Genomic DNA, 26,997 nt, shown 5'->3' with positions numbered 1-26,997 from the left:
AGCGACCAGGTGATCAGCGGAAATCGCGGGACTTCGACGGCATCCGCAGATCCATGCGCTGCAGATGTTCGGCGACCACGCTGACCACGCCCTCGGCATTCTGGATGCGTCCGCGGATCAACAGGGCGGGCGCGCTCTGGGCGACCCGGCGATACCGCTGCCACAATCCGGGCGAGCAGACGACGTTCACCATGCCGGTCTCGTCCTCCAGATTGAGGAAGGTGATACCAGCCGCGGTGGCGGGTCGCTGCCGGTGCGTGACCGCGCCGCCCACCAGCACCTTCGAGCCGTCCGCCTCCGAACCGAGCCGGCCCGCGGGGACCACGCCGAGCGAATCCAGTTGCGGGCGCAGGAATTCGGTGGGATAGCTGCCCGGCGACACCCCGGTGGCCCAGACATCGGCGGCGGCCAGCTCCAGCTCGCCCATGCCGGGCAGGGCCGGCGCCGCGGTGACGGCCCCGGTGCCGGGCAGTCGGTCGGCGCGCTCCCCCGCCGCCGCACCGGCCGCCCACAGCGCCTGGCGCCGGGTCAGCCCGAGATCGGCGAGCGCTCCCGCGGTGGCCAGCGCCTCGGCCTGCGGCACCGTCAGTTCCACCCGCCCGGTCAGATCCAGGAACGAGGTGAAAGGTCCGAATTCTCGGGCGGCGACGATCTTTTCGGCCAGTTCAGCGCCGATGTACCGGACCGTGGCCAGCCCGAGCCGCACCTGGGCGCCGCGCTGTTCGAGAGTGGCCCCGGCGAGGCTGTGATTGACGTCCGGACCGTGCACCACCACCCCGTGTCGGCGCGCGTCGGCCACCAGCGACTGCGGCGAATAGAACCCCATCGGCTGGGCATTGAGCAGGCCCGCACAGAACGCCGCCGGATAGTGCAGCTTGAACCATGCCGAATAGAACACCAGCGAGGCGAAACTCTGCGAATGACTCTCCGGGAAGCCGAAATTCGCGAACGCGTACACCTTCTCGTAGATACGATCGGCCAATTCACCGGTGATGCCGTGTAATTCGCGCATGCCCCGATAGAACCGCTCCCGCAGCCGTTCCATCTTCTCGGTGGATCGCTTGGATCCCATCGCTCGGCGCAATTGGTCCGCTTCGGCCGCGCTGAAACCGGCGACATCGATGGCCATCTGCATCAATTGCTCCTGGAACAGCGGCACTCCCCGGGTGCGCTTCAGCGAATTCCGCAGCGCCTCATGATCGTAAGTGGTCTTCTCGTCCCCGTTGCGGCGGCGGATATACGGATGCACCGAACCGCCCTGGATGGGTCCGGGACGAATCAGCGCCACCTCCACGACCAGGTCGTAGAACGTGCGCGGCCGCAGCCGGGGCAGCGTGGCCATCTGCGCGCGGGACTCCACCTGGAACACCCCGACCGAATCCGCCCGCGACAGCATCGCGTAGACGGCGGGATCCTTCAGATCCAGCTCGAACAGCTCGATGGTCTTCCCGACGTGTTCGCGCACCAGATCGATCATGTAGTGCAGCGCCGACAGCATGCCCAGACCGAGCAGATCGAACTTCACCAAACCCGCTGCGGCACAATCGTCCTTATCCCATTGCAAGACGCTGCGGCCGGGCATGCGGGCCCATTCCACGGGACAGACATCGGCGATGGGCCGATCGCAGATCACCATGCCGCCGGAGTGAATGCCCAGATGCCGTGGCAGGCCTTCGATTTCACCAGCCAGTGCCAATACCTGCTCCGGGATATCGGTGTCCGTCTCGCTCGACACACCGCTCCAACGACTCACCTGTTTACTCCACGCGTCCTGCTGACCGGGCGAAAAGCCCAGCGCCCGTGCGGCATCGCGGACCGCGGACTTCCCGCGATAGGTGATCACATTGGCCACCTGGGCGGCGTATTCGCGCCCATATTCGGCGTAGACGTGCTGGATCGCCTCCTCGCGGCGATCGGATTCGATATCGATGTCGATATCGGGCGGACCATCGCGTTCGGGAGCCAGGAAGCGTTCGAACAGCAGATCGTTTTTCACCGGATCGACATTGGTGATTCCGATGGAATAGCAGACCGCAGAATTGGCCGCCGAACCCCTGCCCTGACACAGGATGTCGTTCTTCCGGCAGAACTCGACGATATCGTGTACCACCAGGAAGTAGCCCGGAAAACCCATACCGGCGATGACGCGCAACTCGTAGTCGATCTGCCCGTAGGCCTTGGGATTTCGCTCCGGCGGGCCGTAGCGGCGAGCGGCCCCGTCATAGGCGAGTTTGCGCAGCCAGGAGTTCTCGTCGTGGTTGTCCGGAATGACGAACGGCGGCAGTTTCGGTGCGATAAGTTTCAGATCGAAGGCGCATTCGGCGGCGAGCGCCGCGGCATTCGTCACCGCCTGTGGACAAGCCGCGAACAGCCGCGCCATCTCCGCCCCCGAGCGCAGATGTGCCCCGCCCGCGGGGGCGAGCCAGCCGTCCATCTCGTCCAGGCTCTGCCGGGCCCGGATCGCGGCCAGGGCCATGGCCCGGCGGCGGTCGCGGGGAGCGGCGAAATGCGCTGCGGTCGTGGCGATCACCGGCAGGCCCACGCGGTCGGCCAGGGCGAGCAGCCGGGCGTTGCGCTCGTCGTCCTCGGGGATGCCGTGGTGAGTGAGTTCCACGGTCACCCGGCCGGGGCCGAAGCGTTCGGTCAGCTCGCGCAGCGCCGATTCGGCCGCGGCGTCGCCCTGCCGAAGCGCCTGGCGTACCTGGCCTTTGCGGCAACCGGTGAGGATCTGCCAGTGCCCGCCCGCGGCGGCGGCGAGCCGATCCAGGTCGTAGCGCAGAATCCCCTTCTCCCCCGCCGCCATATGCGCGGCCGAGATCTCCCGCGACAGCCGCCGATAACCCTCATCGCCGCGCGCGAGGACGAGCAGATGCGAGCCGTCCGGATCGGGAATGCCGGTGCGAGGCATGGAATCCCCGAGGAGATGCTGGGACGGCGTGGAGACAGGGGCATCCCGAGAAGCCGAGGGGGCCAGGGACAGCTCCGCGCCGAATACCGTCGGAAGCCCCCATTCGCGTGCCGCCTCCGCGAAGCGCACCACGCCGTAGAAACCGTCGTGATCGGTGAGCGCGAGCGCCTCGAGGCCCAGTCGCACGGCCTCCTCGACCAGATCCTCCGGCTGGCAGGCGCCGTCGAGGAAGCTGTAGGCGGAGTGGGCGTGCAGTTCCGCATAGGGCACCGGCGGTTCCCCGGACGGGCGCGGACCGGCTCGATAGGGGGCGCGCTTACGCGACCAGGCCGGGCTGTCGCCGCCGTCGCCGGGCGGGTCGTCGGGGCGGGCGCGGCGACCGGAGAGCACGCGTTCCATCTCCGCCCAGGTCGGCGGGCCGTTGCCCCAGCCCATTCGCACCTCCAGCAAACCGATCGGTTCTTATGTTAATCGAACATACATTCGATATACCGAATTGAGAACCGGGGTTTCCGGACTGTGACCGAGTCGCATTGGCGAGGGAACTTACTTTAAAGTAAGTTCGTGGCACATCGATACAAGGGAGCAGCGTGATGCCCGAGAACCCCGCAGCCGGCGGTTACCTCGCCCGCCGTCGAGCCCGCCGGGACCTGGCCGGCAAACACGTCATCATCACCGGCGCCTCCTCCGGTATCGGCCGGGCCGCGGCGGTCGCGGTCGCCGAGAAGGGCGCGGTGGTCTTCCTGCTCGCGCGCCGGAGTGACGAGTTGGCGTCGGTGGTCGACGAGATCGAGGCCGAGGGCGGTCAGGCCTACGCCTATCAATGCGATGTCACCGATTCCGAATCGGTCGAGCACGCCGTCAAGACGATTCTCGACGAGCACGACCACGTCGACATGCTGGTCAACAATGCCGGGCGCTCCATCCGCCGGGCCGTGCACCGATCCACCGATCGGCTGCACGATTTCGAACGGACCATGGCGGTCAACTACTTCGGCGCGGTCCGGATGACGCTGGCGCTGCTCCCGCAGATGCGCGAGCGCGAATCCGGCCACATCGTGAACATCTCCAGTGCCGGCGTGCAGGTCGCCACCCCGCGATTCGCGGCCTATCTCGCCAGCAAGGCGGCGCTGGACAAGTTCGCGGAGGTAACGGCGGCCGAAATGCTCGCCGACAACGTCACATTCACCACCATCCACATGCCGCTGGTGCGCACCCCGATGATCACGCCCAGCGGTAAGCAGGGCCCCTCGGAGTCGCCGGAGTGGGCCGCGGCGACCATCGTCCGCGCCCTGTCGGAGCGCCCCAAGCGCATCGACGTCCCGCTCGGCACGCTCGGCGAGTACGGCACCATGTTCGCCCCGCGCATCAAGGATGCGATCCTGCACCGCTATTACCGCGCGCTGCCGGACTCCCCGGCCGCCAAGGGCGAGGCCGCCCCGGACGAGCTCCCCGATCCGGAAGTCCTTGCCCTCGAACCCGCACCGCGTCGCCACCCGTCCACAGCGGGCCGCGTCACCCGCACCGCTCTGCGCCGCGCCGCGCGATTGGTTCCGGGTACGCACTGGTAGTACACCCTGGAACGGAGTGAGCAGCGGGCAGAAACCGTTGCGGTTCAGGGAAGTTCGCGGATTGTGTCCGCGATGATGGCGGTGGCCGGTTTGGGGGCCGCACCGCAGCTGGCCGGGCGGGCAGTGTAGGCGGTGGTGTGGGCCGTGACCAGCCAGCGGCGGCCGTCGCGATGGGTGACGGTGGCCGCACCCGCGAAGGTCGCGGGGTCGGCGGTGGGGATCGTATTCGGGTCGGTGGTCACCGTGAGGTCATCGGCGCGAGTCGCGAGGCGTTGGCGGACGGCGATTTCGGCTACCTGTTCGACCGGGGTGTAGCAGCTGCGGCCGCGGAAACCGGTGAGGGAGATCGCATTTCGGTGAGCGGCGGCGACGGCCTCCAGTGCGGCATCGGCGTTCACGCGCCCATAGGTCAGGCCGGACGGCAGCAGCACCATCGCGGGGGCGAACCGGTGGCCGCCGGTGTGCGAGCACTCCCAGACCAGGTCGGGGTGGTCGGCGGACAGGCGCGCGGCGATGGGGCGGCCGAGTAGGGCGCAGCATTGGTCGCGCTTGCCGTGCGCGCACACCAGCACCAGCGGATCGTCCACCGGCACACCGATTCCCGGGGCAGGACCGTTCAGCAGATGCAGGTCCAGATCGAGTAGTTGTTTCAGGTCGGTGATCTCGAATCGCTCGCACCAGGAACCTCGCGGCCGGGAACTGGCGATGAAAACCGTTCGAGTACCGGAGAATTCGTTGCGACCGGGGCGGCGGATCAGGGTCGGGCGCACCCGCGCGGCCTTGACCCGGGGCGCCAATTCGGCCGTGATCTCGGGGCCGAGCACCTCATCGCCGAGCACGTCCCGGCCCCAGGCTCCCGGCTGTTCGACGCACAGCCATCCGGTGACTCGGGTAGCGCTGCCCGGCAGGGGGATATCGGCCGCCGCCGAGGAGCAGAGCATGCCCTCGAATCCGGTCATGCGCCGCCTCCCTCGCCCATCGGAACAACCGTTACCCCAACCCGTTGCCACAGAGCGGGATTCAATGGCCCAGGAAGGGAAGTACCGCGGCGGAGAACTCGCGATAGCGGTCGCGGTGGATGCTGTGCCCGCAGGTGAACGCCTCGACCACGCAGTCGGCGACGCTGGTGCGGAACATCTCCAGCTTCTCGGGATCGACCATACCGCCGGGGCCGCCGCACAGCATCAGGGTCGGGGCGGTGATCTCCGAAAGCCGTTCCCACCATTCCGGATTCGGCTTGCGGAACTGTTCCAGCGCGGTCCGGGTCATCGACCGGTCGAAGGCCAGCACCGCCCGCGGATGCCGAAGCAGGCTGGTGGTGGCATGCCACAGTTCGGGCGGAGTGGGCAGGCGGCGGGTGAGGGTGAGCTGTTCGTCGCCGGAACGCAGCGGCAGCGGCTGCTCCTCGATCACCAGGCGACGCACCAGCTCCGGACGCTCGATCGCCACGTACGACACCACGTAGCCGCCCAGCGAATGGCCGACCAGATCGACCCCGGTCAGTTCGAGGCGTTCGCACAGTCGCAGCACATCGGCGCCGAACTCGTCGAAGCGGTACGAGGCGGTGTGGGCGCTGCGGCCGTGGCCGCGCAGATCGGGGATGATCACCCGGCGGCCCCTGCGGATCAGGCGTCGCGCGAAGTGATCCCAGGTGTGACCGTCGCCACCCATGCCATGCACCAGCACCACCGGGATATCGGAGCGGGGATGTTCGACGGTCGCCGGGCCGGAATCGCGATATGCGATCACTACGCCGTCCAGCGGCACCCGGTTCACGGTCGACTCCACAATGCGCCAGGATACGGGTTCGGCGACGCCATCGCCGCTGGTTGTGCCCCTCGCCATAGCCCGCACAGAGCACGACCCCGGCATATCCGTGCGATCGACCCACATGCCCTCTCATCGCCCACACCGGCGGCAATGCATCACCACCGCTTCGGCCGTTTCTGTCGGTGCCGGATGAGATGCTTCGGGCATGGATTGGAAGGAGCTGCCGAAGCGGGGCTGAGTCATTCGTAGAGGCCCTCGACATGCCAGATGTCGTCATAACCGAGCAGCAGCAGGACGCGGAATTGATCGTCGAGCATGATCTGGGCGCGGATGGCGTACTCGCCGGTGCGATCGTGGGACCACCAACGCTCGTCCAGCAACCAGGGCCCGGCCCAGCCGGTCACCGTCCACTGCTTGCCGCCCCAGCGCAGCCGGACCGGCTCCGCGGTGAACAGTCCGCGCTCGGTGATCCAGACGCCGGCGCCGTCGCCGTCCTCGAGCGCCACCTCCGGATGATTCACCAGCACCACGGCGGGCGCCGGTTGCGGAAGCCTTCCCGGCCAAGGCGATTCGGGATCGGTCGCGGGCACGGGCTCATCGCCGAGCGCCACCAGCGTGACCCGTTCGGCGGGTCCGCGCCCACCACTGAGCACACCGATCCGCACCGCCTCCCCGCCCAGCAGTCCCTGCACCCGCACCAGCGCCCGCCGAGCCCGCTCCTGTTCCTCTCCCACTCCACCCCACAGCCCGAGCTGCAACGCCCCGGCCGCGACCACCTCGACGGGCTCCAACCGCAGCGCGACGATCGGCGCATTCGGCCCTACGCCGCCTCGCGAGCGCCTTCTCGATTCGACGATCATCTCGGTGGGGCCGAAACCCTTCCGGGGCGGATTCTTTTCTGCCGAAAGCGGTTTCGTCCGATCGGATGCGGGCGGGTCGCGGTCGGGGGACGCGCGGCCGTAGATCCGGCCGTAAGCCGAGTCCGGGTCGTGGGTGGTCGCGGTCAGGGCACGGTGAGTGAGCCAGCCGTCCAGTTGCCAGCGGATACGGTCGGCGGTGCCCTCCGGGGTGAGGGGTTCGGCGCAGCGCCAGATTCGGGAGAGCTGTTCTCCCGCGGCGGTTTCGGCGACGACCGCGAGGCGGGTGCAGGCCACGCCCGCGGCGGACAGGCGATCGTGCAGATGGGTGGCCAGCAGGCGGCCCGCGAAGGCGGCGGCGTCGACGCGATCGATCGGTGGGTCGCAAGGGTATTCGACGGTCAGATCCGGGGCGGGCGGACGGGTCGACGGCGGACGCTCGGGCTCGGCGCGGGCGCAGCGATGCGCGCGGATGGCGTCGGCATCGAAGCGGGAGGCGACCTCGGTCGGGGCGAGTGCGGCGAAGTCGCCGATGCGGCGTAATCCCAAGCGGTGCAACAGATCAACCAGCCCCTCACGTTCGGGGGGAGCCAGGGCGGGTTCGCGGGCGAGTTCGGCGACCGGCAGCGGCGCGAGAAAACGCGCGCCGGTCCCGGACGGGACGATGGCGGCACGCCGGGCGGCGATCACCGCGGTGGACAGCTCGTCGGCGATGCCGACCTGGCACTCCACGCCGACCGCGGCGACGGCGTCGACCAGCCGTTCGGCCGCCGCCTCCTCGGATCCGAAGAACCGGGTGGCCCCGCCCGCGGACAGCACCAGCAGACCCGGCCGCAGCACCTCCACCCCGGGCACGGTCGCGTCCACGGCCGCCACCACCGGCTCGAACAGCCGGGCGTCGCGATCCGGATCCGCCTGCGCCACATACATATCCGGACATCGCGCCTGCGCCTCCCGCCGCTTCGACCCGCGCCGCACCCCGGCACTCCGCGCCACCGCCGAACACGCCACCACCCGATTCGCCCGCAGCACCACCACCGGCCGCGTGGGTGGCACATCCCCCACCGCCCCAGCCGCGATGGCGGGCCAGTCCGGACACCACACCGCCACCACCCGCGAGCCCCGCCGCTTCCTCACCCCCGCGACCCGCCCCGCCCCGGCCGGTTATGAGGCGACATCGGTGGTGGCCTTCAGGGCGGTGTCGGGTTGTCGGACATGCCATTTCACATGGTCGTTATGGGGACACAGGATCAGGCGGCCGGTGCGGGGCGGGGTGGAGCGGGCGGAGACGGAGACGTCGAGATGGATGGCGCGCAGGCGACCCCGGCCGCGACCGAGGCCCTCGTATCCGGCGATGCGGGCGTCGATGCGCAGGGTCGCACCCGCCCAGGCGCCGCCGGTCACCACGAGGGTGGCGCCCTTACTGCGGGCGCGGGCGGCCAGGACGCGGGTGCGGCTGGGCGGGATCGAGAGGCCGCCCAATCCGAGAACGACCAGGTCCACACCGTCGAGTAACACCGAGGCCACCTCGACGGGATCGGAGCCGGGATCGGGGATGAGGGCCAATCTCCCCAAGTGGGCGCCCATTTCGGCCGCGGCGAGCAGGCCCAGACGCGGCAGGCCGACCGCGACGGCATGACCCCCGCTGCCGGTGACCGCGGCCAGCAGACCGGCCAACAGCGAGGTCACACCCGAGTACGCCACCACCGAACCCTTGGCCAAACCACCCTCGGGTAGCAGCTCCACCAGCGCGGACGGCACGGGTAGCGGTTCTGCGCGCAGTTCGGTGTCCGACGGCGCCCGGCCGGCCGGCACCACACCGCGGGCCGGAATCGCGGCCATGCGGCGGCGTAGCTCGGCCAGCCGCTCCGCTGTCACCATGTCGGGCGAACCCATCCTCGACCACCAATCTCCTCCCGGTGGACTTCCCTCAGCACCGATCCAGCTATCGATCATAATCGAATATACGTTCGATTAGTTCTCAGTAGAACTCCACCCCCGGATCCCGTCAAGCGCCACGCGCGCAAACCTCGGGTTGTGAAGCAGGCCAGTCAGGATGGTTTTCGGCTATCCTCGCGCCGTGACTGAACGCGCCCGCCCCATCGTCGGCCCCGATTATCTGGTCGCCGGACGCTATCGCCTGCAGTCGAAGCTCGGCGGCGGCGGCATGGGCGCGGTGTGGCTGGCCCACGACCGGCTACTCGATCGCGACGTCGCCATCAAACAGGTGCTGTCCACGGCCGGGCTCAGCGAACATGAGGCCAACGAGGTCCGCAACCGGATCATCCACGAGGGCCGGGTCGCGGCGAAGCTCTCGCACGAGCATGCCGTCGCCGTCTACGACGTGGTGCTCGAGGCCGGTGAGCCGTGGCTGGTGATGGAGTATCTGCCCTCGCGCAATGTCGCCAAGGCGATCACGCTGGTGGACGCGCTGCCGGTGATCGAGGTCGCCCAGATCGGCGCGCAGGTCGCCGATGCGCTCGCGGCCGCGCACGCCGCGGGCATCACCCATCGCGATATCAAGCCCGGCAACATCCTGGTGGCCGATCGCGGCGCCGAGGTGGGCAAGGTGAAGCTCAGCGACTTCGGCATCTCGAGCGGCGGCGGGGAGCCGTCCGACGAGGCGGACGATGTGATCACCGGAACGCCCGCCTATCTGCCGCCGGAGGTGGCGCGCGGGTACAGGCCGACCGCCGCCAGCGACGTATTCTCCCTTGGCGCAACGCTGTACACCGCGGTGGAGGGACATCCGCCGTACGGCTTCGACGAGGACAACAATGTGATCGTCGAGCGCGCGGCCATGGCGCAGATCATTCCGCCCACTCGCGCCGGAGCGCTCACCGAGGTGCTGCTGCATATGATGGAGCCCGCTCCGCAGCGCCGCCCGAACATGGCCGAGGCGCGCGACGAAATCCTCACGGCCGCTTTCGGTCCGGGCACCGGCCCCTACATCCTCGGCGCCCCCGTGCGCACCGAGGACGGCACCATCCCGGCCTGGGCGGCCCGCAACTCCGCCAGCGGTTTACGCAGCCCGCACTCCACCCCGCTGCCGCGCCCGCCGCGAGCGGTATCGCCGAGCGCCCCTGCGCCGCAAAAGAAGTCGAGCAACGGCTTCCCGATCGGCAACCTCGGCCCCAACGCCGCACCGCTGGCCATCGCGGTCGGCCTGCTCATCGGATTGCTGATCCTGATCGTGATCCTGGTGGCCGCGATCTAGCGATATCAATCAATCCTGCGGCGGTGGGCCCAGCGGGTGAGGGCGTTGCGGTTGGACTGCTGGGTTTTGCGGAGCACGTTGGAGGCGTGGGTTTCGACGGTTTTCACCGAGATGAACAGGGATTCGGCGATTTCGCGGTAGGTGTAGCCGCGGGCGAGCAGGCGTAGGACCTCGAGTTCGCGCGGGGTGAGCGAATCCAGTTCGGGATCCAGCGGCGGCTCCGGCACGGGCGAGCGACCGGTGAACGAGTCGAGCACGAATCCGGCCAGGCGCGGGCTGAACACCGCGTCCCCGCCCGCGACGCGCCGAATGCCATCGGCCAGTTCGGGTCCCGAGATGGTCTTGGTGACATAGCCGCGGGCGCCCGCGCGGATCACCGCGATCACATCCTCGGCCGCATCGGACACGCTCAAGGCCAGGCACACCGGACCGTCCTCGATCCCCTGCAGCACCGCGACCCCACCCCCATCGGGCATATGCACATCGAGCAGCACCACATCGGGACGAGCGGATTTGATCCCGGCGATGGCATCGCTCACGCCGCCGGCCTCCCCCACGACCTCGATATCGGATTCGCGGCTCAATTCGGCCCGCACGCCGGATCGAAACACGGCATGGTCATCGACCAGAAAGACCCGAATCGTCACTGTTCTCCTCACCTCGCGCCGAAGCACTCGCCCAACGGCCCGAGCCTATCGGTTCCGAGCCGCGGCCGTCTCGGCCGCGTGACCGTTCGCGGGGGTCTCGGCCGACTCCCATGACGATTCGCCGGTCGACTCCTCCCGGCCCTCGGAATCCTTGCGAGGCAGGGTGATTCGTACCTCGGTGCCGCGGCCGGGGGTGGATTTGACCTCGACCGTGCCGCCGCGGCGCTCGATGCGGGCATGGATGGATTTGGCCAGGCCCTGGCGGTCGGCGGGGATCGTGGACGGGTCGAAGCCAGCGCCGCGGTCGCGGACGAAGATGCTCACCTGATGCGGCTCGATCTCCGCGTACAGGTCGATGGTCGGCACACCGGCGTGTTTGGCGGCGTTCACCAGCGCCTCGCGGGTGGCGCCGAGCAGTGCGGTGAAATGCTCCTTGGGCAGGCCGAAACCGGTCTCGCCCGGATCCATCGATACATCGCCGACGGTCACCGGGGTCACCTTCACCCCGTGCTGATCCTCGACCTCGCCCGCGATGGTGCGCAGCGCGGCGACCAGGCTCGACTGGGCGGGCATGGAATCCTCGAACAGCCATTTGCGCAGCTCGCGCTCCTGGCTGCGGGCCAGCCGGGTGACCTCCTGCGGATCGTCGGCCTGCCGCTGGATCAGCGCCAGCGTCTGCAGGACCGAATCGTGCAGATGGGAGGCGATCTCCTCGCGCTCCTCATTGCGAATGCGGGCCGCGCGTTCGGCATTCAGCGCGCGCATCATGCGCAGCCACAGCGGCACGGTCAGCAGTCCGACGCCGATCAGCGTGACCGCGACCGCGATCAACGCCGAACCCAGCGAACTCAGATTGATCCGGGCCAGCACCACCACGCCGAGCCCGACCACGATGAGCGTCGCCCCGGCCAGGATGCGGGTCCACGTCAGCACCGACGGGCGTGCGGGCAACCCGAGGATCGATCGCGGACCGTCCGCGTCGAATTCGCGCCACACCAGCGCGGCGCCGAGCGACACCACGATGAGCGGCCCGAGCACATGAGCGATGGTCCCGCTGAACACCCAGCTCAGCGAGACCCACAGCGCCAGACCCAGCAGCGCCAGACCCCAGGCCTGCCGCCTCTCCGCGGCCGAGGCCGGTGGACCTTCACCACCCGGGGGCGTGAAGATCCACAGGATGCCGTAGGCGACGACCCCGGAGCCGAGTAGCGCGGACAACAGCACGAAGGCCATCCGCACCTTGAACACGTCGACGCCGAGATGATCGGCGATACCGCCCGCGACACCCCCGACGACCCGCCCGCCGGACCGCCGCAGCAACCGCGGAACCATCGGCACGGGTGCGGCGGCTCCGCGCGCATCGAATGCGGGCAGGGACGGATACATGCCTTCGATACTGGCACGGCCCACCGACACCCGACCATCCGGAATCACCCCGATGACGCTGCTCGTGTGATGTCAGGTGTACGCCCAACCGGAATGTCGAACGGCGGCATGCCCACTACCGGAGTAGCCCCGTGCTAGAACCACCCGAAAATGCAGATGAACGCGGCCCCCAGCGGGGAAACGAGTGCCGCCGCGTAAAGGGCGAGCACAAGAGGCGCTGCGAGGATCTCGATGAACAATGCTGGCGTAAACATGCCGAGAAAGACCAGAACTGCGAAGAGGTCGAGAAGAGCGAAGAACCCCAGCCCGCCCACGCAACTTTCGAGAGTGACTTCCTTGACCGACGCTGCCGCGCTGTGCAGCTGGTCGGCGGTAAAGGCTCGCTCCACCGGTGCGGCATCGTCGGTCCAGACGGTGACCGTCGCGGACTCATCGGGGTGGGTCACCGGGTGAGTTTCAGTATGGTGAGAAACTGTGCCGTCGGCGTCGTAGAGCACGCCGAGGGAATCACCGGTCGCCGTCGCCGGCGGGGCGGCCACCAGGGTTCGCCCGTCCGGGAGCCCGAACGCGGCAGCCCGGTCCCATGCGGGCATCTCCGCGGAACGCCATGGCACTACCCCGGCCCGCACATCACGAACCGCCCTGTCCCGCATGGACGCGGTCTCGCCAGGATCCAACGGATGCAGCTGAGCCAGCGCGTCCCGCAATTCGCCGGCCAGTCGAGGATCGAGCGAACCAGGATCGATGGCCACATTCCCGGAACCGGGCGTCGGAGCCGGTTCGGCCACCGCGATCGCCGGTCTACCCGCCATCGCCACCGCGGTGACAGTCAGACAACCCATCAGCACAACACTCGAACGCCGCTGAACACGCATGTCGCCACACTCCTCGTCAGTCGCAAAAACGCTGAAATGAGTCACGCACCGTAGGGTCGCCTGGCAGTCCTACCGAGACACTTAGCGAATCGTGTCTCAGTGAGACGCTAGGCTCGGAGTGTCTTAAATGCAAGAGTTTCACTCTCGGGATCCGACATGTTTTACGCAATAGCCCAGCCGAATCAGGAGCCATTCAGGGTGATCCCCGATGCGACCCGAGACCCTGACCAGCCACCATGGATTCATGACGAGAGCGAGCGGGTGGGCCGGGGGCACCGGCCGGGGCGGATTCAACGAACAGCTGCAGCATCTGTGGCGGACGCGGCCCATGCGGCAGCCACGGCAGGGGCCCTTCGCCGGGGTCGCGGCCGGATTCGGACAGCGGTACGGGATCGATCCCGTCCTGATTCGGGTGGCGTTCGTGGTGTCGGCGGTGTTCGGCGGGGCGGGGATCGTGCTGTACCTGGCGGCGTGGCTGCTGCTGCCCGCGGCCGAGGATCAGGTGTCGCCGGCCGAGAGCCTGTTCAACAAGGGGCATTCCTCGCAGTCGCCGACCAAGACGATCGTGTTGATCGTGGCGTTGGCGATCGCGGTCACCACAATGGGTCCGGTCGGTGTCGGACTCGGCGGCTCCGGGCTGATCAGTTTCGCGCTGATGCTGGGCGGTTGGTGGCTGTTGTACCTGCGGCAGCCGGAACCGCCGATCGGCTATGCCGGGCTGCCCGACGGTGATATCGCCGCGACCGGCTATCCGGGGACGACGTTCCCCGGCGGGTCACCGTGGTCGACGAGCCAGTACGGGCCCTACACCAAGCTGCCCGACCATTACGAACCCGATCAGCCCGAAGCGGCCGCGGCGCACACGGTTTCACAAACGGCCCCCACCGAAGTCCTGACGAAGAACATGCCAGGAACAGAGAAGGAGTCCGGAGTACCGAGAACGGATAGGGGCTCCGAAGCAGCGAATACCCCTGTCCAAGACCAGGATTCGACGGTGGTGCTGGGAAAAGCACCGGCCTCCGCTGACAATTCCGAAGCGACCCAGCGGATCACGTCCACCACCTCGTTCACTCGTCCCGGCCTCGACCCGGCCCGCTTCGGACCCACCCCGCCCGGCTGGGATCCGCTCGGCGTCGCCCCGCTGGCCTGGGATCTGCCCGAACCCGGCCCGAGTCGGCCGATCTTCGCACCCCCGCCGCCCCGGCGCCCCCGCTCCCGGCTCACCCCGCTCGTGATCGGCCTGGCCATTCTGGCCGCCGCGGCGGCCGGCGCGGTCGCCGCCTCGGGGATGGAGTGGATGACTCCAGCCCGCATCGGCGCGGTGGCACTCGCGGTGATCGCCCTGGGGCTGGTGTTCGGCGCGTTCCTGCGCCGCGGCTGGGGGCTGATGGTGGTGCTCGCGCCGCTGGCCGGCTTCGTGATCCTGGCCTCGATGGCAGGCCCGGTCCAATTCGACCGCGGCGCAATGGGAGACCATCACTGGGAGCCGACCACGATGTCCGAGCTGCGGCCCTCTTATAACGTGGGCATGGGTTCGGGCACGCTGGATCTGTCCTCGCTGGCCCTCACCGAGGACCGGACCGTGAACGTTCCGGTGCAGATGGGCGATGTCCGGGTAGTCGTGCCGCCGACCATGCGGCTGCACAGCATCTGCATAGTCAAGATGGGCAATGTCGACTGTCCCGCCGCCTTCACCGGGCCGCAGACCGGGCCGACCCTGACCCTCAATGTCGTAGTCCACGCCGGAAATGCGGAGGTGATCCATGAGTGAGAAGTCCGAAGATCGTCGGGGACCGTCGTTTTCGCTGCTGGTGGCGGGAGTGCTGGGCCTGTTGGTCAGCATATGGGCCTTCATCGGTCCGTCCGCGTGGCCCGCGCACAGCGCCGTTCCGGTCGGCTGGATCGTGGTGGGCGTGGCCATCCTGGTCGGGGTGGTTCTGGTGCTCTCGCCGCGTAAGAAGAAGAATCGATGACGAAAGGGGCTCGGATCCGATCGGATCCGAGCCCCTTTCGTTCGTCAGCGCATCTGACAGAAGCTGTTGTAATGATCGCCGGTGTACCACGCCGTTCGCAGGTTGCCGGTGATGATCCGCTCGGCGTCCCGGTTGTGGCCGGGCTGCTTGCGATTGACGTCCCATTCCTTGTAGTGCATGGGGTCGCCGTTGGCATCGGTATCCGGCAGCCTGCCCTCGCGGTTGTCCCAGGTGGTCCCGCCCTTGGTGCCGGAACCGTCATGCGGCGGCCACTGCCCGGCATCGATCAGCTGCAGCGTCTGCCAGGCCTGATCGGGAATCGAGCAGTCCCGCAGCCCGATCTCATCGGAGGCCTGTGCCGCCACCGCCACGCCGGGCGTGCTCACGATCCCGGTTCCGCCCAGCAGCACCGCCATCGCGGTGAGCAGGGCCAGCCCGAATGCGGCGAATGCCGCCATCGGCTCGGCCCACAGGCTCTTCGGTGTCTTCGGATCCCTCATCGTCAACTACCTCACAACAGCCGTCGGTGATCTTCCGGGCGTCAACCCTGGCAGTCCCGGCTGAACCGCCGAGACATACCACACCACGACGCTGTTGCTAGCGCATGAAATCTGTTGCGGCGTAAGGGTTCACTCCCACTCGATGGTGCCCGGCGGCTTACTCGTCACGTCGAGGACGACCCGGTTGACCTCCGCCACCTCATTGGTGATGCGGGTGGAGATGCGCTCGAGCACCTCATAGGGCAGTCGGGTCCAGTCCGCGGTCATGGCGTCCTCGCTGGACACCGGGCGCAGCACGATCGGATGACCGTAGGTGCGGCCGTCGCCCTGCACGCCGACGCTGCGCACATCGGCCAGCAGCACGACGGGGCACTGCCAGATCTGCTTGTCCAGTCCCGCCGCGGTGAGCTCCTCGCGCGCGATGGCATCGGCCTGGCGCAGCAGATCGAGCCGGTCGCGGGTCACCTCGCCGACGATGCGGATCGCCAGGCCCGGACCCGGGAACGGCTGGCGCGCAACGATTTCCTCGGGCAGGCCCAATTCGCGGCCGACCGCGCGCACCTCATCCTTGAACAGCAGCCGCAGCGGCTCGACGAGTTGGAATTCGAGATCCTCGGGCAGGCCGCCGACGTTGTGATGGCTCTTGATGTTCGCGGTGCCCGTGCCGCCGCCGGACTCCACCACATCGGGGTAGAGGGTGCCCTGCACGAGGTATTCCACCGAGGCCGCGCCGCCCGTCTCGCCGACGATCGAGGAGACCGCATCCTCGAACGAGCGGATGAACTCACGCCCGATGATCTTGCGCTTCTCCTCGGGATCGGTGACGCCCTTCAGCTCACCGAGGAACTTGTCCACCGCGTCGACGGTCACCAGCTTGGCACCGGTCGCGGCGACGAAGTCGCGCTGCACCTGCTCGCGCTCCCCCGCACGCAACAGGCCGTGATCGACGAATACACAGGTCAGCTTGTCTCCGACGGCCCGCTGCACCAACGCCGCAGCGACCGCGGAGTCGACACCGCCGGACAGGCCGCAGATCGCATGCCCGTCACCGATCTGCCCGCGCACCTGCTCGACCAGCGCATCGGCGATGTTGGCGGGCGTCCAGGTGGCCTTGATCCCGGCGATCTCGTGCAGGAATCGGCTCAGCACCTGCTGGCCGTGCGGGGAATGCAGCACCTCGGGGTGGTATTGCACACCGGCGAGTCTGCGGGCCCGATTCTCGAACGCCGCGACCGGGGCGCCGGGGGTGGTGCCGGTGACCTCGAAACCGGCCGGGGCGTCGGTCACCGCGTCGCCGTGGCTCATCCACACCGGCTGCAGGGTCGGCAGCCCGCCGTGCAGGACGCCGCCGTCGACATTCAGTTCCGTGCGGCCGTATTCGCGGGTGCCGGTGTGGGCGACCGTGCCGCCGAGCGCCTGAGCCATGGCCTGGAAGCCGTAGCAGATACCGAAGACCGGGACATCCAGGTCGAACAGCCGCGCATCCAGCTGCGGCGCACCCTCGGCATACACACTGGCCGGTCCGCCGGACAGGATCACCGCGAGCGGTTGCCGCTCGGCGATCTCCTCGACGGTCGCGGTGTGCGGAACGACCTCGGAGTACACACTGGATTCACGCACCCGCCGCGCGATCAACTGCGCGTACTGCGCCCCGAAGTCGACGACGAGAACTGGTCGCTGGGTTTCTGCCACGGCAACAGTCTAAGGAGCACGTCAGCAGCGCTCGTGCCCGGGCCACACGGCTCCGGCCCATGGCGTCACAGGGGGCAACGAACGCGACAACTGATCTCGGTAAGCACATGGGTAACTCGTCGGGCACGCCCAAAACCCAGCCAGGCACCCAACGCAGGACCTGTGACCAACCCGAGCGGCACCCAACTAGTACGGCCAGAAACGCGGAGAGGCGGGCGAGCGAATCACCCCGGGTTCGAAACTCGGTGGGGCGCAAGGGGCCTGGTCAGCGAATCGGCAGCAGCCAGCCTTGTCGATAACGATCTTCCTGGCCCATCGATCCGGCCTCCGCAACCGGCCGTATCCGGGGGGCGAGCCAGCTATCCTCGTGCTCGTGCCATTCGCCCGTGCGATCGATGCCGAGATCCATTACGAGGACAGTGGCGGCGACGGTCCGGTCGTGCTGCTCGGGCACGAATTCTTCATGGACCGAACCATGTTCGCGTCCCAGGCCGCCGCATTACCTCCGGAATTCCGCATCGTCGCCTGGGATGCCCGCGGGCACGGCCGCACCCGCGATGAGGGCCTGCCGTTCACCTACTGGACCGCGGCCCGCGACGCCCTGACCGTGCTGGATCAGCTCGGCGTCGAACGAGCCGTGGTCGGCGGCATCTCTCAGGGCGGATTCAGCGCCATGCGCACCGCATTGCTCGCGCCCGAACGGGTCTCGGCGCTGATCCTCATCGCCACCGAGGCCCATGCGCCGACCCCGCAGGAGTTGGTGAACTCGCGCCGGTTCCTGGACATGTGGCATAAGCCCGCGGTGCGCCACGCGCTCGCGGAACACTTGGCGCAGTGGCTGATCGGCGACGACGCCTGGTACCGCGCGGTCTGGACCAGGCGCTGGCTGGCCCGCGACCCGCTGGCCCTCGAGGTCGCCGCGGGCTGCCTGCTCGCCCGCGATTCGGTGCTGGACCGCCTGCCCGAAATCACCTGCCCCGCACTGGTGATCCACCCGACCGGCGCGGGCATCGCCCGCACGCATGCCATGGAAACGGCTCGCGGACTACCGAATTCCCACTACGTCGAGATCGAGGGCGCCCACCAGGCGGCGAACATGACCCACCCCGCCCAGGTCAACGCAGCCATCCGAGAGTTCCTCCGCGACAACGTGGTCACGCGCGCATTGTGATTCGCACCGTCAAGCGCGGACGCTCAGACCTACTTTCTGGAACTCCTTGAGCTCGCAATATCCGGCCTTGGCCATCGAACGGCGCAGGCCGCCAACGAGATTCACCGAACCCCACGGATCGCTGGAGGGGCCGTAGAGCAGCTGCTGCAGCGTCGGGCGCTCGGCCGCGTCGGAGAACTGCAGTACCGCGCCGCGCGGGACCGACGGATGCGCGGCGGCCGAGGGCCAGTACCAGCCGCGGCCGGGCGCCTCCTGGGCCAGCGCGAGCGGCACGCCCACCATGGCCGCGTCGGCGCCGCAGGCGATGGCCTTGGCCAGCTGGCCCGAGGACACGATGTCGCCGTCGGCGATGACGTGCACATAGCGGCCGCCGGTCTCGTCGAGATAGTCCCGGCGCGCGGCGGCGGCGTCGGCGATCGCGGTGGCCATCGGCACGCCGATACCGAGCACGTCACGGCTGGTGGTCGCGCCCGGGGTCGAACCGTAGCCGACGATCACACCGGCCGCGCCCGTGCGCATCAGATGCAGTGCGGTGCGGTGATCGCTGACCCCGCCGGCCACCACGGGCACATCCAGTTCGGCGATGAAGGTCTTGAGGTTGAGCGGTTCGCCGTCGCTGACATGTTCGGCGGAGATGATGGTGCCGTGCACAACCAGCAGATCGACCCCGGCCTGCACCAGCGCCGGGGTAAGCCCCCGGGCGTTCTGCGGGCTGACCCGGACCGCCACGGTCACCCCGGCGGCACGGACCTGCGCCACCGCGGCGGCCAGCAGGTCGGGCTGCATCGGCGCGGCGTGCAGCTGCTGCAGCAGCGCGACGGCCGCCTCGACGCCCTCCTTCTCGGCCACCTCGATGAGCTGGTCGATGCGCGCGGCCACATCGGTATGCCGCGCCCACAGACCCTCACCGTTGATGACGCCCAGACCGCCGAGCCGACCGAGCTCGATGGCCAGCTCCGGCGAGACCAGCGCATCGGTCGGATGGGTCACCACCGGAATGTCGAAGCGGTAGGCATCCAGCTGCCAGGCCAGCGAGACCTGCTTGGACGAGCGCGTCCGCCGCGAGGGAACGATGTCGACATCGTCCAATTCGTAGGTACGCCGGGCGGTCCGGCCCATGCCGATCTCGACCATGTCGCGCACTGGTGTTCTCCTTAGTGTGTGCTGCCAAGTCTTCATCACAAGGGTCAGCCGACCTGGCGTACCCGCAGGGCGGGCGTACTACTTCTCAGCGTCCCATCCCGACCGAAATGGGGACGCGCCAACACCCCGGGGCCTTCATCTTTCAACGCCCCCCGCCCGGTGTGCGGCGCGCGGCCGACGACTCAGCCGGAAATCACCGCGTGGTGTAGTTCGGCGCCTCGACGGTCATCGTGATGTCGTGCGGGTGACTTTCCTTGAGTCCCGCCGCCGTGATCTGCACGAACTGCGCCTGTTGCAGATGGGTGATGTTCTGGGAGCCGGTGTAGCCCATGGCCGCGCGCAGGCCGCCGACCAGCTGATGGATCACCTGGTTGACCGGTCCGCGGAACGGCACCCGGCCCTCGATGCCCTCGGGCACCAGCTTGTCCTCGGCGAGCACGTCGTCCTGGAAGTAGCGGTCCTTGGAGTAGGACTTGGCCTGACCGCGGCCCTGCATGGCGCCCAGCGAACCCATGCCGCGGTAGCTCTTGAACTGCTTGCCGCTCACCAGGATCAGATCGCCGGGCGATTCGGCGGTGCCGGCCAGCACCGAGCCCAGCATGACCGTGGACGCGCCCGCGGCGATGGCCTTGGCGATATCGCCGGAGTACTGCACGCCGCCGTCGGCGATGACCGGCACACCGGCCGGCTCGCAGACCGCGACGGCCTCGAGGATCGCGGTGATCTGCGGTGCGCCGACACCGGCGACCACGCGGGTGGTGCAGATCGAGCCGGGGCCCACGCCGACCTTCACCGCGTCCACGCCCGCCTCGACCAGTGCGGCCGCACCGGCGCGGGTGGCGACGTTGCCGCCGACCACCTGAATGGTCTCGCCCACTTCGGCTTTCAGCTTGGACACCATCTGCAGCACCTGGACCTGATGGCCGTGTGCGGTATCGACGATCAGCACGTCCACGCCCGCGTCGCGCAGCGACATCGCGCGCGACCAGGAGTCCTCGCCCACACCGACCGCGGCGCCGACCAGCAGGCGGCCGTCACGGTCCTTGGTGGCGTGCGGGTACTGATCGGTCTTGACGAAGTCCTTGACGGTGATGAGCCCGCGCAGCCGCCCGTTGCCGTCGACGATCGGCAGCTTCTCCACCTTGTGGCGGCGCAGCAGGCCCAGCGCGGCCTCGGCGGTGACGCCCTCCTGCGCGGTGATCAGCGGGGCCTTGGTCATCACGTCGACGACGCGGCGTTGGGTATCGACCTCGAAGCGCATATCACGGTTGGTGATGATGCCGACCAGCTCGCCCGTCTCGTCCACCACCGGCAGACCCGAGATGCGATAGCGCGCGCACATGGCGTCGACCTCGGCGAGGGTGTCGTTCGGGCGACAGGTCACCGGGTTGGTCACCATGCCGGCCTCGGATCGCTTCACCGTCTCCACGGCCGAGGCCTGTTCGGCGGCCGACAGATTGCGATGCAGCACACCCATACCGCCCGCGCGGGCCATCGCGATGGCCATGCGGGCCTCGGTGACCGTATCCATTGCGGAACTCACCAGCGGCGTGCGCAAGCGGATGTCACGGGTCAGCCGGCTGGAGGTGTCGACCGTGCTGGGAATGAGATCCGAGGCGGCCGGCAGCAACAGCACATCGTCGAAGGTGAGGCCGAGCATGGCGATCTTGTTCGGATCGTCACCACCCGTATGCGGGCGGACGGCCTGCTCGCCCATCACGGGACTACTCATCGGATCGACCCCTTCTGGAGACCTCGAAAGCAACGACCCGAGGATCACGCCCGGATCGCGAACATCTGACGGATTGATGGAGCCGAAGATCAATACCCGGCACCTTGTGACACACATGGTATCGGCCCGTGGTAATCCTGAGCGCGCCGCCTCCGCCCCAACGAGTTCGGATCGCGCGCGAGTAGCGAAGCTCACATCGCGACACACCCGGTTGCCAGGTGTTGCCGACACGCCGAATGCCCGATGTGCCGCAGTACTCGGGCGAATTGCTGCGACAGGCGCGGCAAAATGCCGACAGCGCTGGCGCGGAAGGGGTGGTTCTGCGTACCGTGGGATTGTGCGTGACCATCTACCACCTGGCCTGCCGCCGGATCCGTTCGCCGGAGATCCCTCCGACCCGTCGGCCGCGCTCGATGCCATCGAGCCGGGGGAGCCGCTGGATCCTCATGAGCGGCTAGCGGTCGAAGAGGATCTCGCCGATCTCGCGGTCTACGAGGCGCTTCTGGCGCACCGCGGCATTCGCGGACTCGTGGTCAGCTGCGAGGATTGTCGGCAGGATCACTACCACGATTGGGACATGCTGCGCGCCAACCTGCTTCAGCTCTTGGTCGACGGCACGGTGCGCCCGCACGAACCCGCCTACGATCCGCAGCCCGAGGCCTACGTCACGTGGGACTACTGCCGCGGCTATGCCGACGCGTCGATGAACGAGGCGCTGCACGGCGACGGATTCGACGGATTCGACGCCTGATCCGATACGACAAAAACCGACCACCGTGTCGGTGATCGGTCGATGTTGTCCAGCCCGCCCCGCGTACAGGCGCGCTTGTTCTACCTCTTCGGTTCTCCTGGAGCGATACCGCCCGCACCCGGCCTGGGCATGATGATCGTGGTCGGCGCCACCACCGGCGCAGAGGGCTGCCCGACCGGCGGACTCGGTGCGGTCGCGGGCCCGGTCGGCGCCGGCCCACCGGTACCCGGTGAGGCAATGGTGGTCGGCGCCGGGGGTTCATGCGTCGGCGGCTCCTGGGTCACCGGCGGCGCGGTGGTCGGCGGTTCGGCCGTGGTCGGCACCGACGGCGGCGGCGAATGTGTCGGTGGCACATTGCCGCTCGGTTCGGTGCCGGATCCACCGCTCGGTTCGCCCGTGCCCAGGATGCGCGGATCGACCGTGGGTGGTGCGCTCGGGCTCCCCGCGGTCTGATCCTTGGGCTGCCCGTCGGTGCTCGGCGTCCCCGGTTCGCTGGTGCCCTTCGGCAGCGACGTCAGGGGCAGGAGGTCCTGCAGATTCGGTGGGAGCTTGGCGATCAGGTCGTTGACCTTCTTCTCCAGCTCGTTCTTGCGGTCCGGGTCGTTGACCTGGGTCGCATTCGCCTTGGCACTGTCCAGCGCCGCCTTCGCCCTCGCGGGATTGCCCTGTTTGAGGGCGGTCTGCGCCTCATAGAGGGAGTCGTCCGCCTGCTTGGCGATGGTGGTCTGCGCCTGCTGAGTGAAGACCACTTCCTTGACCCGCCATAACGGATCGCCCGGCTGTGCGTTATAAGAAAACGCCGTCATACCGCCGATGATCAGGGCCAACGCCGCCGCCGCGCCCATGAGCGGACGCACCAGGCGCAAATGACCCTTACTACCGGCGTTAACCCTCGACTGCCGGGCCCCGATCTCCTGATTGACCGCCGCGACAATGGTGTCCAGATCCGGTCCGGCCGGCATCGGAGCCTCGACGACCTCGGCTCGCCAGTTCGCGAGCAGGCTCGCGAGCTGATATTCCTCGGCACTGTCGGTCGCCACGGGTCCGTCACCGGAGATGGCGTCGATGAGCGCATCGTCGCGGCGGACCGCGGCGATATCGACCGGTCCGGAATCACCGGATGCCTCGGCATAGGGATCGCTGTTCTGCGATCCAAGTCGCGCCTTCCAGTCGCCCCGACCGCGCTCGCCATCCCTAGCCATACATTTCACCTGCCCTCGCCACTTGTGACTTCAGTTTCGCGAGCGCCCGATGCTGGGCCACTCGTATAGCACCGGCCGTACTGCCCACGGCGAGTGCTGTTTCTTCTGCTGACAAACCCATGACCAAACGCAGGATCAGAATCTCTCGGTGCTTCTCCGGAAGCGTTGCCAGCAAAGAGTTCATCTGCCGGCTCGTTTCCGAGTCGAGAGCGCGCTGTTCCGGCCCATGGTCGGTGGATATGACATCTGGTACTTCGGCCATCGCGTCCGCCTTGTTACGGGCGGCGTTGCGATGGGCGTCGGCGACCTTGTGCGAAGCGATTCCGTACACGAATGCCATGAACGGCCGCCCCTGGTCCTGATAACGAGGCAGGGCGGTCATCACAGCCAAACAGACCTCCTGCGCAACGTCGTCCGCGGAGAGCTGCCCACGCTCCGCGGATCCGATCCGCGCGCGGCAGTAGCGCACTACCAGCGGGCGGACGATCTCCAGTACCTGGGCTAAAGCCGAACGATCGCCCTGCGCTGCAGCAGCGACGGCGGCGTCCAACTCCTCGCCCGTGTGCGTCATCGTCAGAGATATTCCTGGCGTTACAAGTGGCACGGTCGGTGCCGACCGGTGCTTCCGCCCGGTCCGGCGGAACGGGTCCAACAATAGCGGCTTCAATCCACAGGTTCGGCAACACCTGCGATCAGGGCTGGCCCAGAACCCTGTTCTCCGAACGCAATAGACCGCCGTATTCGGCCAGGGCCCTCGCGAGCTGGGCCGCTTCGGTCGCGGCCGCCGCGGCGGCGGGACCCGATGCCACACCCGAACGCAGCATCGCGCACGCCCATCGCAGTGGTAGCAGACCATATTCGCGGGTCCGGTCGGCCACCTCCTCGGCCAGCGCGCGCGAGCGATCGAGTTCGCCCGCCGCGGCGGCGGCCGCGGCGAGTAGTAGCCGGGACTTGATCCGGTGGCGCACCGAGGGCGCGGCGTCGGCCAGCGCGACCGCGGCCTCGGCATGGGTCAGTGCCGGGGCGCCGACGAGGTCGAGGCCGGGCGCCGCCAGCGCGGTTTCGGCGGCCACCCAATGCCAGCGCAGCCGGGAACGCCAGGGGTCCGGCGACTCGTCCACAAATACCCGGCAACGTTTCAGCATTCGGCCCGCGAGGGCCGGACGGGCGGTACCGAGGGCGTCGGCGGCCAGACCGGTCAACGCGTCGCAAACCGCGTCGGCGAGGTCCGGATCGCCGCCGCGGCTCGGTTCCGGGAGCACGAGTGCCAGGGCGCGGCCATCCAGCGCGGATGCGCTTGCGTGCCAACCGAGTTGACGCAGCAGCGAGGCCTCGGTGCTGATCGCCAGCGAAGCCAGCGCTGGCTCGCGAGTGCTTCGCCGGACCCGCCGCAGCTGCGCCCGGGCCGCCGCATAGCGGCCCTGACCACCCAGCACGATCGCCCGCAGCCAGGCATCGACATCGCCCGCGACCGGCGGCAACTCGGTAGCAGCGAGTCCGGGCCGGGCCCCGAACGCCGCATCGGCGAACACCGCGTTTCCCCGACGCGATAGCGGCTCCGGCGATGCGTAGAACTCGTTCACGGCCCGAACTCTAGCCACGCGTGTGGCTTCGGCCCGTTACCGCCCGACACCAGCCCGTTCACTCCCGCGCCTTCGCCCCGCCTCCTGCCGCATCCGGCCCAGCCCCGCCCCTGCACGAACATCCGGCAACCGATCAGCGCCCCGAAAGCCACTCGGGTGTTTCCATCACGTAAATCTGTCGTGAGCTATCACTCAGCACGTATCTTAAGAATTCGTATGCTTTTCGGATAATTAACCTGGATGCCTCGATGCGGCCATCTCGAGAGCGCCCGGATTCGCCGTAACGGTGGCTTGCGGCACCTTCCGCGCCATCGCGGCCCGCCCGGGCGGTTCGCACTTCTATCTGGAAAAATACATCCTGAGCTGCGGTTTTACGATTTTCTAACTGGCAAGCGGGAGCCAGACCGCTGTTGGCCAACTGATCAGTATCGCTAGTGCCGGGCCGAAAGTAAATAGCTTGAAGGTTAACTCTGAGGCCCGTCGACATTTCGATCGTCGGCGGAGAAACTATTGACTCGATTTCGTAGTGCGTCCTAACGTACGTCATCGCCGTCGTTGGCGCCGCTCGAAAATCGGCGACCACGAACTGCGATCGCCGGACTTCCGACGATAACGGTCCGAGTCAGATCTCGGCGGATCCCATCCGGCCGCGCCGTGGTTCGGACAGACCGTTGCTAACAAAGCATCGCTCGACAACGCCGACGAGCTCGCACCACAAGGAGTTCACATGCCCATGCCCACCCATCTCCCGGGTCCGAACGCCGACATCTGGGACTGGCAGATGCGCGGTTCCTGCCGCGGGGTGGACTCATCCGTGTTCTTCCATCCCGATGGGGAGCGCGGCCGCGCCCGCGCCCAGCGCGAGCTACGAGCCAAGGAAATCTGCCGGACCTGCCCGGTGCTGATGCAATGCCGCAGCCATGCACTCAAGGTCAGTGAGCCCTACGGCATCTGGGGCGGAATGTCGGAGACCGAACGCGAGATGCACGCCCGACGCAATAGGCGCCGCCTGGCGGTCTGAACTGCACGGTCGCGACTGTTCGGAAATTCGTCCCCCTCCTGGGCCCATCCGAAAGCCCAGGCGCGCCGAATGCCTAGCAAACAACCGGCCACTGGAGCTGACGGCCGGTGAAGACAGATGAGGCGCGCAGCGTCGGTCGGCTACCGCCGAACCGGCCTGTCGTGCGATGGCCAGAAGCCCCCCACCTGTCGTCCCCGCTTTCGGTTCCCGGCGTGTCACGGCGTGTCTTGTGCTCACACCGCCAGATGTGTCCGGATATGTCCGAGAGTCGCTGGGCGGCAGGCAATTTGCCGATACCCCAGCCGAAAGGAGGTCATAGCGGCACGCTACGGTAGTGGCCGATGACACAGAACGGAGCGTTGTGACAACGCGGCCGCCAGCCGCAGAGGGCGACTCGTTCCAGAAGCAAGTCGGGGAGAGTCTGGACTCTGCGGTGACGGCACGCGCAGCCGAAAGCATCGAACTCGCCGCACTACTAGCGCGGTGCGGTCGAGGCGACCAGCGGGCCTTTGCCGAGCTCTACGACCGTACGAGCGCTCGGGTATTCGGCCTGATCCTGCGTGTCCTACACGACCCCGGCTACGCCGAGGAGACGACCCAGGAGGTCTATCTCCAGATCTGGCGTACCGCAGCCAATTTCGACCCGGCCAAGGGTTCCGCGGTCACCTGGTTGATGACGCTCGCACATCGCCGGGCGGTCGACCGTGTCCGTGCCGAGCAGGCCCACGCATTGCGCGAGGTCGCGTACGGCGCGACCGGTTTGGGTAACGAATTCGACGAGGTCACCGAAGAAGTAGGACGAAGGCTCGAACAGCAGGCGGTGCGGGACGGCCTCGCCACACTGACGGAAACCCAGCGGGAGGCGATATCACTCGCCTATTTCGGCGGACGCACCTATGCGGAGGTTGCGGTCTATCTGGGCGTAGGGTTACCGACTGTTAAGTCCCGTATTCGCGACGGATTGACACGACTCAAGAAGAGTTTGGGAGTGACGTGAG

22 protein-coding genes and 1 pseudogene are annotated in these 26,997 nt (G+C 68.1%); 8 read left to right on the top strand and 15 right to left on the bottom strand.

The features are described from left to right. Positions 1 to 13 precede the first annotated feature (13 nt). Complete coding sequence (locus ACIA76_RS08980) at positions 14 to 3,343, bottom strand: error-prone DNA polymerase (RefSeq protein WP_397150204.1); 3,330 nt, start codon at positions 3,341 to 3,343, stop codon at positions 14 to 16. 200 nt (positions 3,344 to 3,543) lie between these two features. On the opposite strand from ACIA76_RS08980, the pseudogene ACIA76_RS08975 reads away from it, so the two are divergent. Then, positions 3,544 to 4,479: pseudogene (locus ACIA76_RS08975) on the top strand (SDR family NAD(P)-dependent oxidoreductase); the annotation flags it as partial. A gap of 44 nt (positions 4,480 to 4,523) precedes the next feature. Here the strand turns inward: ACIA76_RS08975 and ACIA76_RS08970 are convergent. The 4 genes from ACIA76_RS08970 to ACIA76_RS08955 form a co-directional block, all read right to left on the bottom strand. Continuing rightward, a complete protein-coding gene (locus ACIA76_RS08970; protein WP_397150202.1) occupies positions 4,524 to 5,438 on the bottom strand; it encodes a sucrase ferredoxin in 915 nt (304 codons plus the stop codon). A 61-nt stretch (positions 5,439 to 5,499) separates the two neighbouring features. Then, entirely contained in the window at positions 5,500 to 6,267 is a 768-nt protein-coding gene (locus ACIA76_RS08965; protein ID WP_397150200.1) for an alpha/beta fold hydrolase, read from the bottom strand. Positions 6,268 to 6,488: 221 nt separating this feature from the next. Then, positions 6,489 to 8,243 (bottom strand): DNA polymerase Y family protein, encoded by a 1,755-nt coding sequence (locus ACIA76_RS08960; RefSeq protein ID WP_397150198.1) that lies wholly within the window; start codon positions 8,241 to 8,243, stop codon positions 6,489 to 6,491. Between the two features lie 27 nt (positions 8,244 to 8,270). After that, entirely contained in the window at positions 8,271 to 9,002 is a 732-nt protein-coding gene (locus ACIA76_RS08955; protein WP_397150195.1) for a hypothetical protein, read from the bottom strand. Between the two features lie 184 nt (positions 9,003 to 9,186). On the opposite strand from ACIA76_RS08955, the gene ACIA76_RS08950 reads away from it, so the two are divergent. Then, the gene (locus ACIA76_RS08950; protein WP_397150193.1) at positions 9,187 to 10,323 is read left to right on the top strand and encodes a protein kinase; all 1,137 of its coding nucleotides are present in this window, start codon (positions 9,187 to 9,189) and stop codon (positions 10,321 to 10,323) included. Between the two features lie 5 nt (positions 10,324 to 10,328). Here ACIA76_RS08950 and ACIA76_RS08945 read toward each other — a convergent pair whose 3' ends face one another. From ACIA76_RS08945 to ACIA76_RS08935, 3 genes are all read right to left on the bottom strand, one after another. Next, complete coding sequence (locus tag ACIA76_RS08945) at positions 10,329 to 10,964, bottom strand: response regulator (RefSeq protein WP_397150698.1); 636 nt, start codon at positions 10,962 to 10,964, stop codon at positions 10,329 to 10,331. Between the two features lie 51 nt (positions 10,965 to 11,015). After that, positions 11,016 to 12,356 (bottom strand): PspC domain-containing protein, encoded by a 1,341-nt coding sequence (locus tag ACIA76_RS08940; RefSeq protein ID WP_397150191.1) that lies wholly within the window; start codon positions 12,354 to 12,356, stop codon positions 11,016 to 11,018. Between the two features lie 134 nt (positions 12,357 to 12,490). Next, the gene (locus ACIA76_RS08935; RefSeq protein ID WP_397150188.1) at positions 12,491 to 13,276 is read right to left on the bottom strand and encodes a hypothetical protein; all 786 of its coding nucleotides are present in this window, start codon (positions 13,274 to 13,276) and stop codon (positions 12,491 to 12,493) included. Positions 13,277 to 13,475: 199 nt separating this feature from the next. On the opposite strand from ACIA76_RS08935, the gene ACIA76_RS08930 reads away from it, so the two are divergent. After that, complete coding sequence (locus tag ACIA76_RS08930; RefSeq protein WP_397150186.1) at positions 13,476 to 15,002, top strand: PspC domain-containing protein; 1,527 nt, start codon at positions 13,476 to 13,478, stop codon at positions 15,000 to 15,002. Continuing rightward, entirely contained in the window at positions 14,995 to 15,204 is a 210-nt protein-coding gene (locus tag ACIA76_RS08925; RefSeq protein WP_397150184.1) for a hypothetical protein, read from the top strand. Before ACIA76_RS08930 ends, ACIA76_RS08925 begins: the two co-directional genes overlap by 8 nt. Positions 15,205 to 15,248: 44 nt before the next feature. Here ACIA76_RS08925 and ACIA76_RS08920 read toward each other — a convergent pair whose 3' ends face one another. Then, positions 15,249 to 15,704, bottom strand: coding sequence for a ribonuclease domain-containing protein (locus ACIA76_RS08920; RefSeq protein WP_397150182.1), 456 nt, complete (start codon positions 15,702 to 15,704; stop codon positions 15,249 to 15,251). Positions 15,705 to 15,833: 129 nt separating this feature from the next. Next, positions 15,834 to 17,396 (bottom strand): glutamine-hydrolyzing GMP synthase, encoded by a 1,563-nt coding sequence (gene guaA / locus ACIA76_RS08915; RefSeq protein WP_397150180.1) that lies wholly within the window; start codon positions 17,394 to 17,396, stop codon positions 15,834 to 15,836. Positions 17,397 to 17,769: 373 nt separating this feature from the next. Here guaA and ACIA76_RS08910 point away from each other — a divergent pair, with 373 nt between their 5' ends. Beyond that, complete coding sequence (locus tag ACIA76_RS08910) at positions 17,770 to 18,567, top strand: alpha/beta fold hydrolase (RefSeq protein WP_397150178.1); 798 nt, start codon at positions 17,770 to 17,772, stop codon at positions 18,565 to 18,567. 9 nt (positions 18,568 to 18,576) lie between these two features. Here ACIA76_RS08910 and ACIA76_RS08905 read toward each other — a convergent pair whose 3' ends face one another. Then, positions 18,577 to 19,710, bottom strand: a complete 1,134-nt coding sequence (locus ACIA76_RS08905) for a GuaB3 family IMP dehydrogenase-related protein (RefSeq protein ID WP_397150176.1) — start codon at positions 19,708 to 19,710, stop codon at positions 18,577 to 18,579. Between the two features lie 193 nt (positions 19,711 to 19,903). Next, a complete protein-coding gene (guaB, locus tag ACIA76_RS08900) occupies positions 19,904 to 21,442 on the bottom strand; it encodes an IMP dehydrogenase (RefSeq protein WP_397150174.1) in 1,539 nt (512 codons plus the stop codon). A 337-nt stretch (positions 21,443 to 21,779) separates the two neighbouring features. Between guaB and ACIA76_RS08895 the strand changes: the two genes are divergently transcribed. Further along, complete coding sequence (locus ACIA76_RS08895; protein ID WP_062512720.1) at positions 21,780 to 22,193, top strand: DUF5319 domain-containing protein; 414 nt, start codon at positions 21,780 to 21,782, stop codon at positions 22,191 to 22,193. 80 nt (positions 22,194 to 22,273) lie between these two features. Here ACIA76_RS08895 and ACIA76_RS08890 read toward each other — a convergent pair whose 3' ends face one another. The 3 genes from ACIA76_RS08890 to ACIA76_RS08880 form a co-directional block, all read right to left on the bottom strand. Beyond that, positions 22,274 to 23,395, bottom strand: a complete 1,122-nt coding sequence (locus ACIA76_RS08890; RefSeq protein WP_397150171.1) for an anti-sigma-D factor RsdA — start codon at positions 23,393 to 23,395, stop codon at positions 22,274 to 22,276. Further along, on the bottom strand, positions 23,388 to 23,966 hold the full coding sequence (locus tag ACIA76_RS08885) for a sigma-70 family RNA polymerase sigma factor (RefSeq protein WP_397150169.1): 579 nt from the start codon (positions 23,964 to 23,966) through the stop codon (positions 23,388 to 23,390). The genes ACIA76_RS08890 and ACIA76_RS08885 overlap by 8 nt, the downstream gene beginning before the upstream one ends. A 121-nt stretch (positions 23,967 to 24,087) precedes the next feature. Then, positions 24,088 to 24,978, bottom strand: a complete 891-nt coding sequence (locus ACIA76_RS08880) for a hypothetical protein (protein ID WP_397150167.1) — start codon at positions 24,976 to 24,978, stop codon at positions 24,088 to 24,090. A 727-nt stretch (positions 24,979 to 25,705) separates the two neighbouring features. Between ACIA76_RS08880 and ACIA76_RS08875 the strand changes: the two genes are divergently transcribed. Both ACIA76_RS08875 and ACIA76_RS08870 read left to right on the top strand, forming a co-directional pair. Beyond that, positions 25,706 to 25,999, top strand: coding sequence for a WhiB family transcriptional regulator (locus tag ACIA76_RS08875; RefSeq protein WP_397150165.1), 294 nt, complete (start codon positions 25,706 to 25,708; stop codon positions 25,997 to 25,999). Positions 26,000 to 26,420: 421 nt separating this feature from the next. Beyond that, on the top strand, positions 26,421 to 26,996 hold the full coding sequence (locus ACIA76_RS08870) for a sigma-70 family RNA polymerase sigma factor (protein ID WP_397150696.1): 576 nt from the start codon (positions 26,421 to 26,423) through the stop codon (positions 26,994 to 26,996). Position 26,997 lies beyond the last annotated feature (1 nt).

The organism is Nocardia sp. NPDC051570, assembly GCF_044454005.1.
Classification (GTDB): Bacteria; Actinomycetota; Actinomycetes; order Mycobacteriales; family Mycobacteriaceae; genus Nocardia.
The sequence above is the reverse complement of the archived record's forward strand: the minus strand, read 5'-3'. Positions and strand labels throughout refer to the sequence as shown.

Excerpts from the sequence above, each read along its gene's own strand:
- ACIA76_RS08980 (WP_397150204.1), bottom strand. The coding sequence starts at position 3,343 with ATGGGCTGGGGCAACGGCCCGCCGACCTGGGCGGAGATGGAACGCGTG.
- ACIA76_RS08970 (WP_397150202.1), bottom strand. The coding sequence starts at position 5,438 with ATGACCGGATTCGAGGGCATGCTCTGCTCCTCGGCGGCGGCCGATATC.
- ACIA76_RS08955 (WP_397150195.1), bottom strand. The coding sequence starts at position 9,002 with ATGGGTTCGCCCGACATGGTGACAGCGGAGCGGCTGGCCGAGCTACGC.
- ACIA76_RS08940 (WP_397150191.1), bottom strand. The coding sequence starts at position 12,356 with ATGTATCCGTCCCTGCCCGCATTCGATGCGCGCGGAGCCGCCGCACCC.
- ACIA76_RS08930 (WP_397150186.1), top strand. The coding sequence starts at position 13,476 with ATGACGAGAGCGAGCGGGTGGGCCGGGGGCACCGGCCGGGGCGGATTC.
- ACIA76_RS08925 (WP_397150184.1), top strand. The coding sequence starts at position 14,995 with ATGAGTGAGAAGTCCGAAGATCGTCGGGGACCGTCGTTTTCGCTGCTG.
- ACIA76_RS08920 (WP_397150182.1), bottom strand. The coding sequence starts at position 15,704 with ATGAGGGATCCGAAGACACCGAAGAGCCTGTGGGCCGAGCCGATGGCG.
- guaB (WP_397150174.1), bottom strand. The coding sequence starts at position 21,442 with ATGAGTAGTCCCGTGATGGGCGAGCAGGCCGTCCGCCCGCATACGGGT.
- ACIA76_RS08890 (WP_397150171.1), bottom strand. The coding sequence starts at position 23,395 with ATGGCTAGGGATGGCGAGCGCGGTCGGGGCGACTGGAAGGCGCGACTT.
- ACIA76_RS08885 (WP_397150169.1), bottom strand. The coding sequence starts at position 23,966 with ATGACGCACACGGGCGAGGAGTTGGACGCCGCCGTCGCTGCTGCAGCG.
- ACIA76_RS08875 (WP_397150165.1), top strand. The coding sequence starts at position 25,706 with ATGCCCATGCCCACCCATCTCCCGGGTCCGAACGCCGACATCTGGGAC.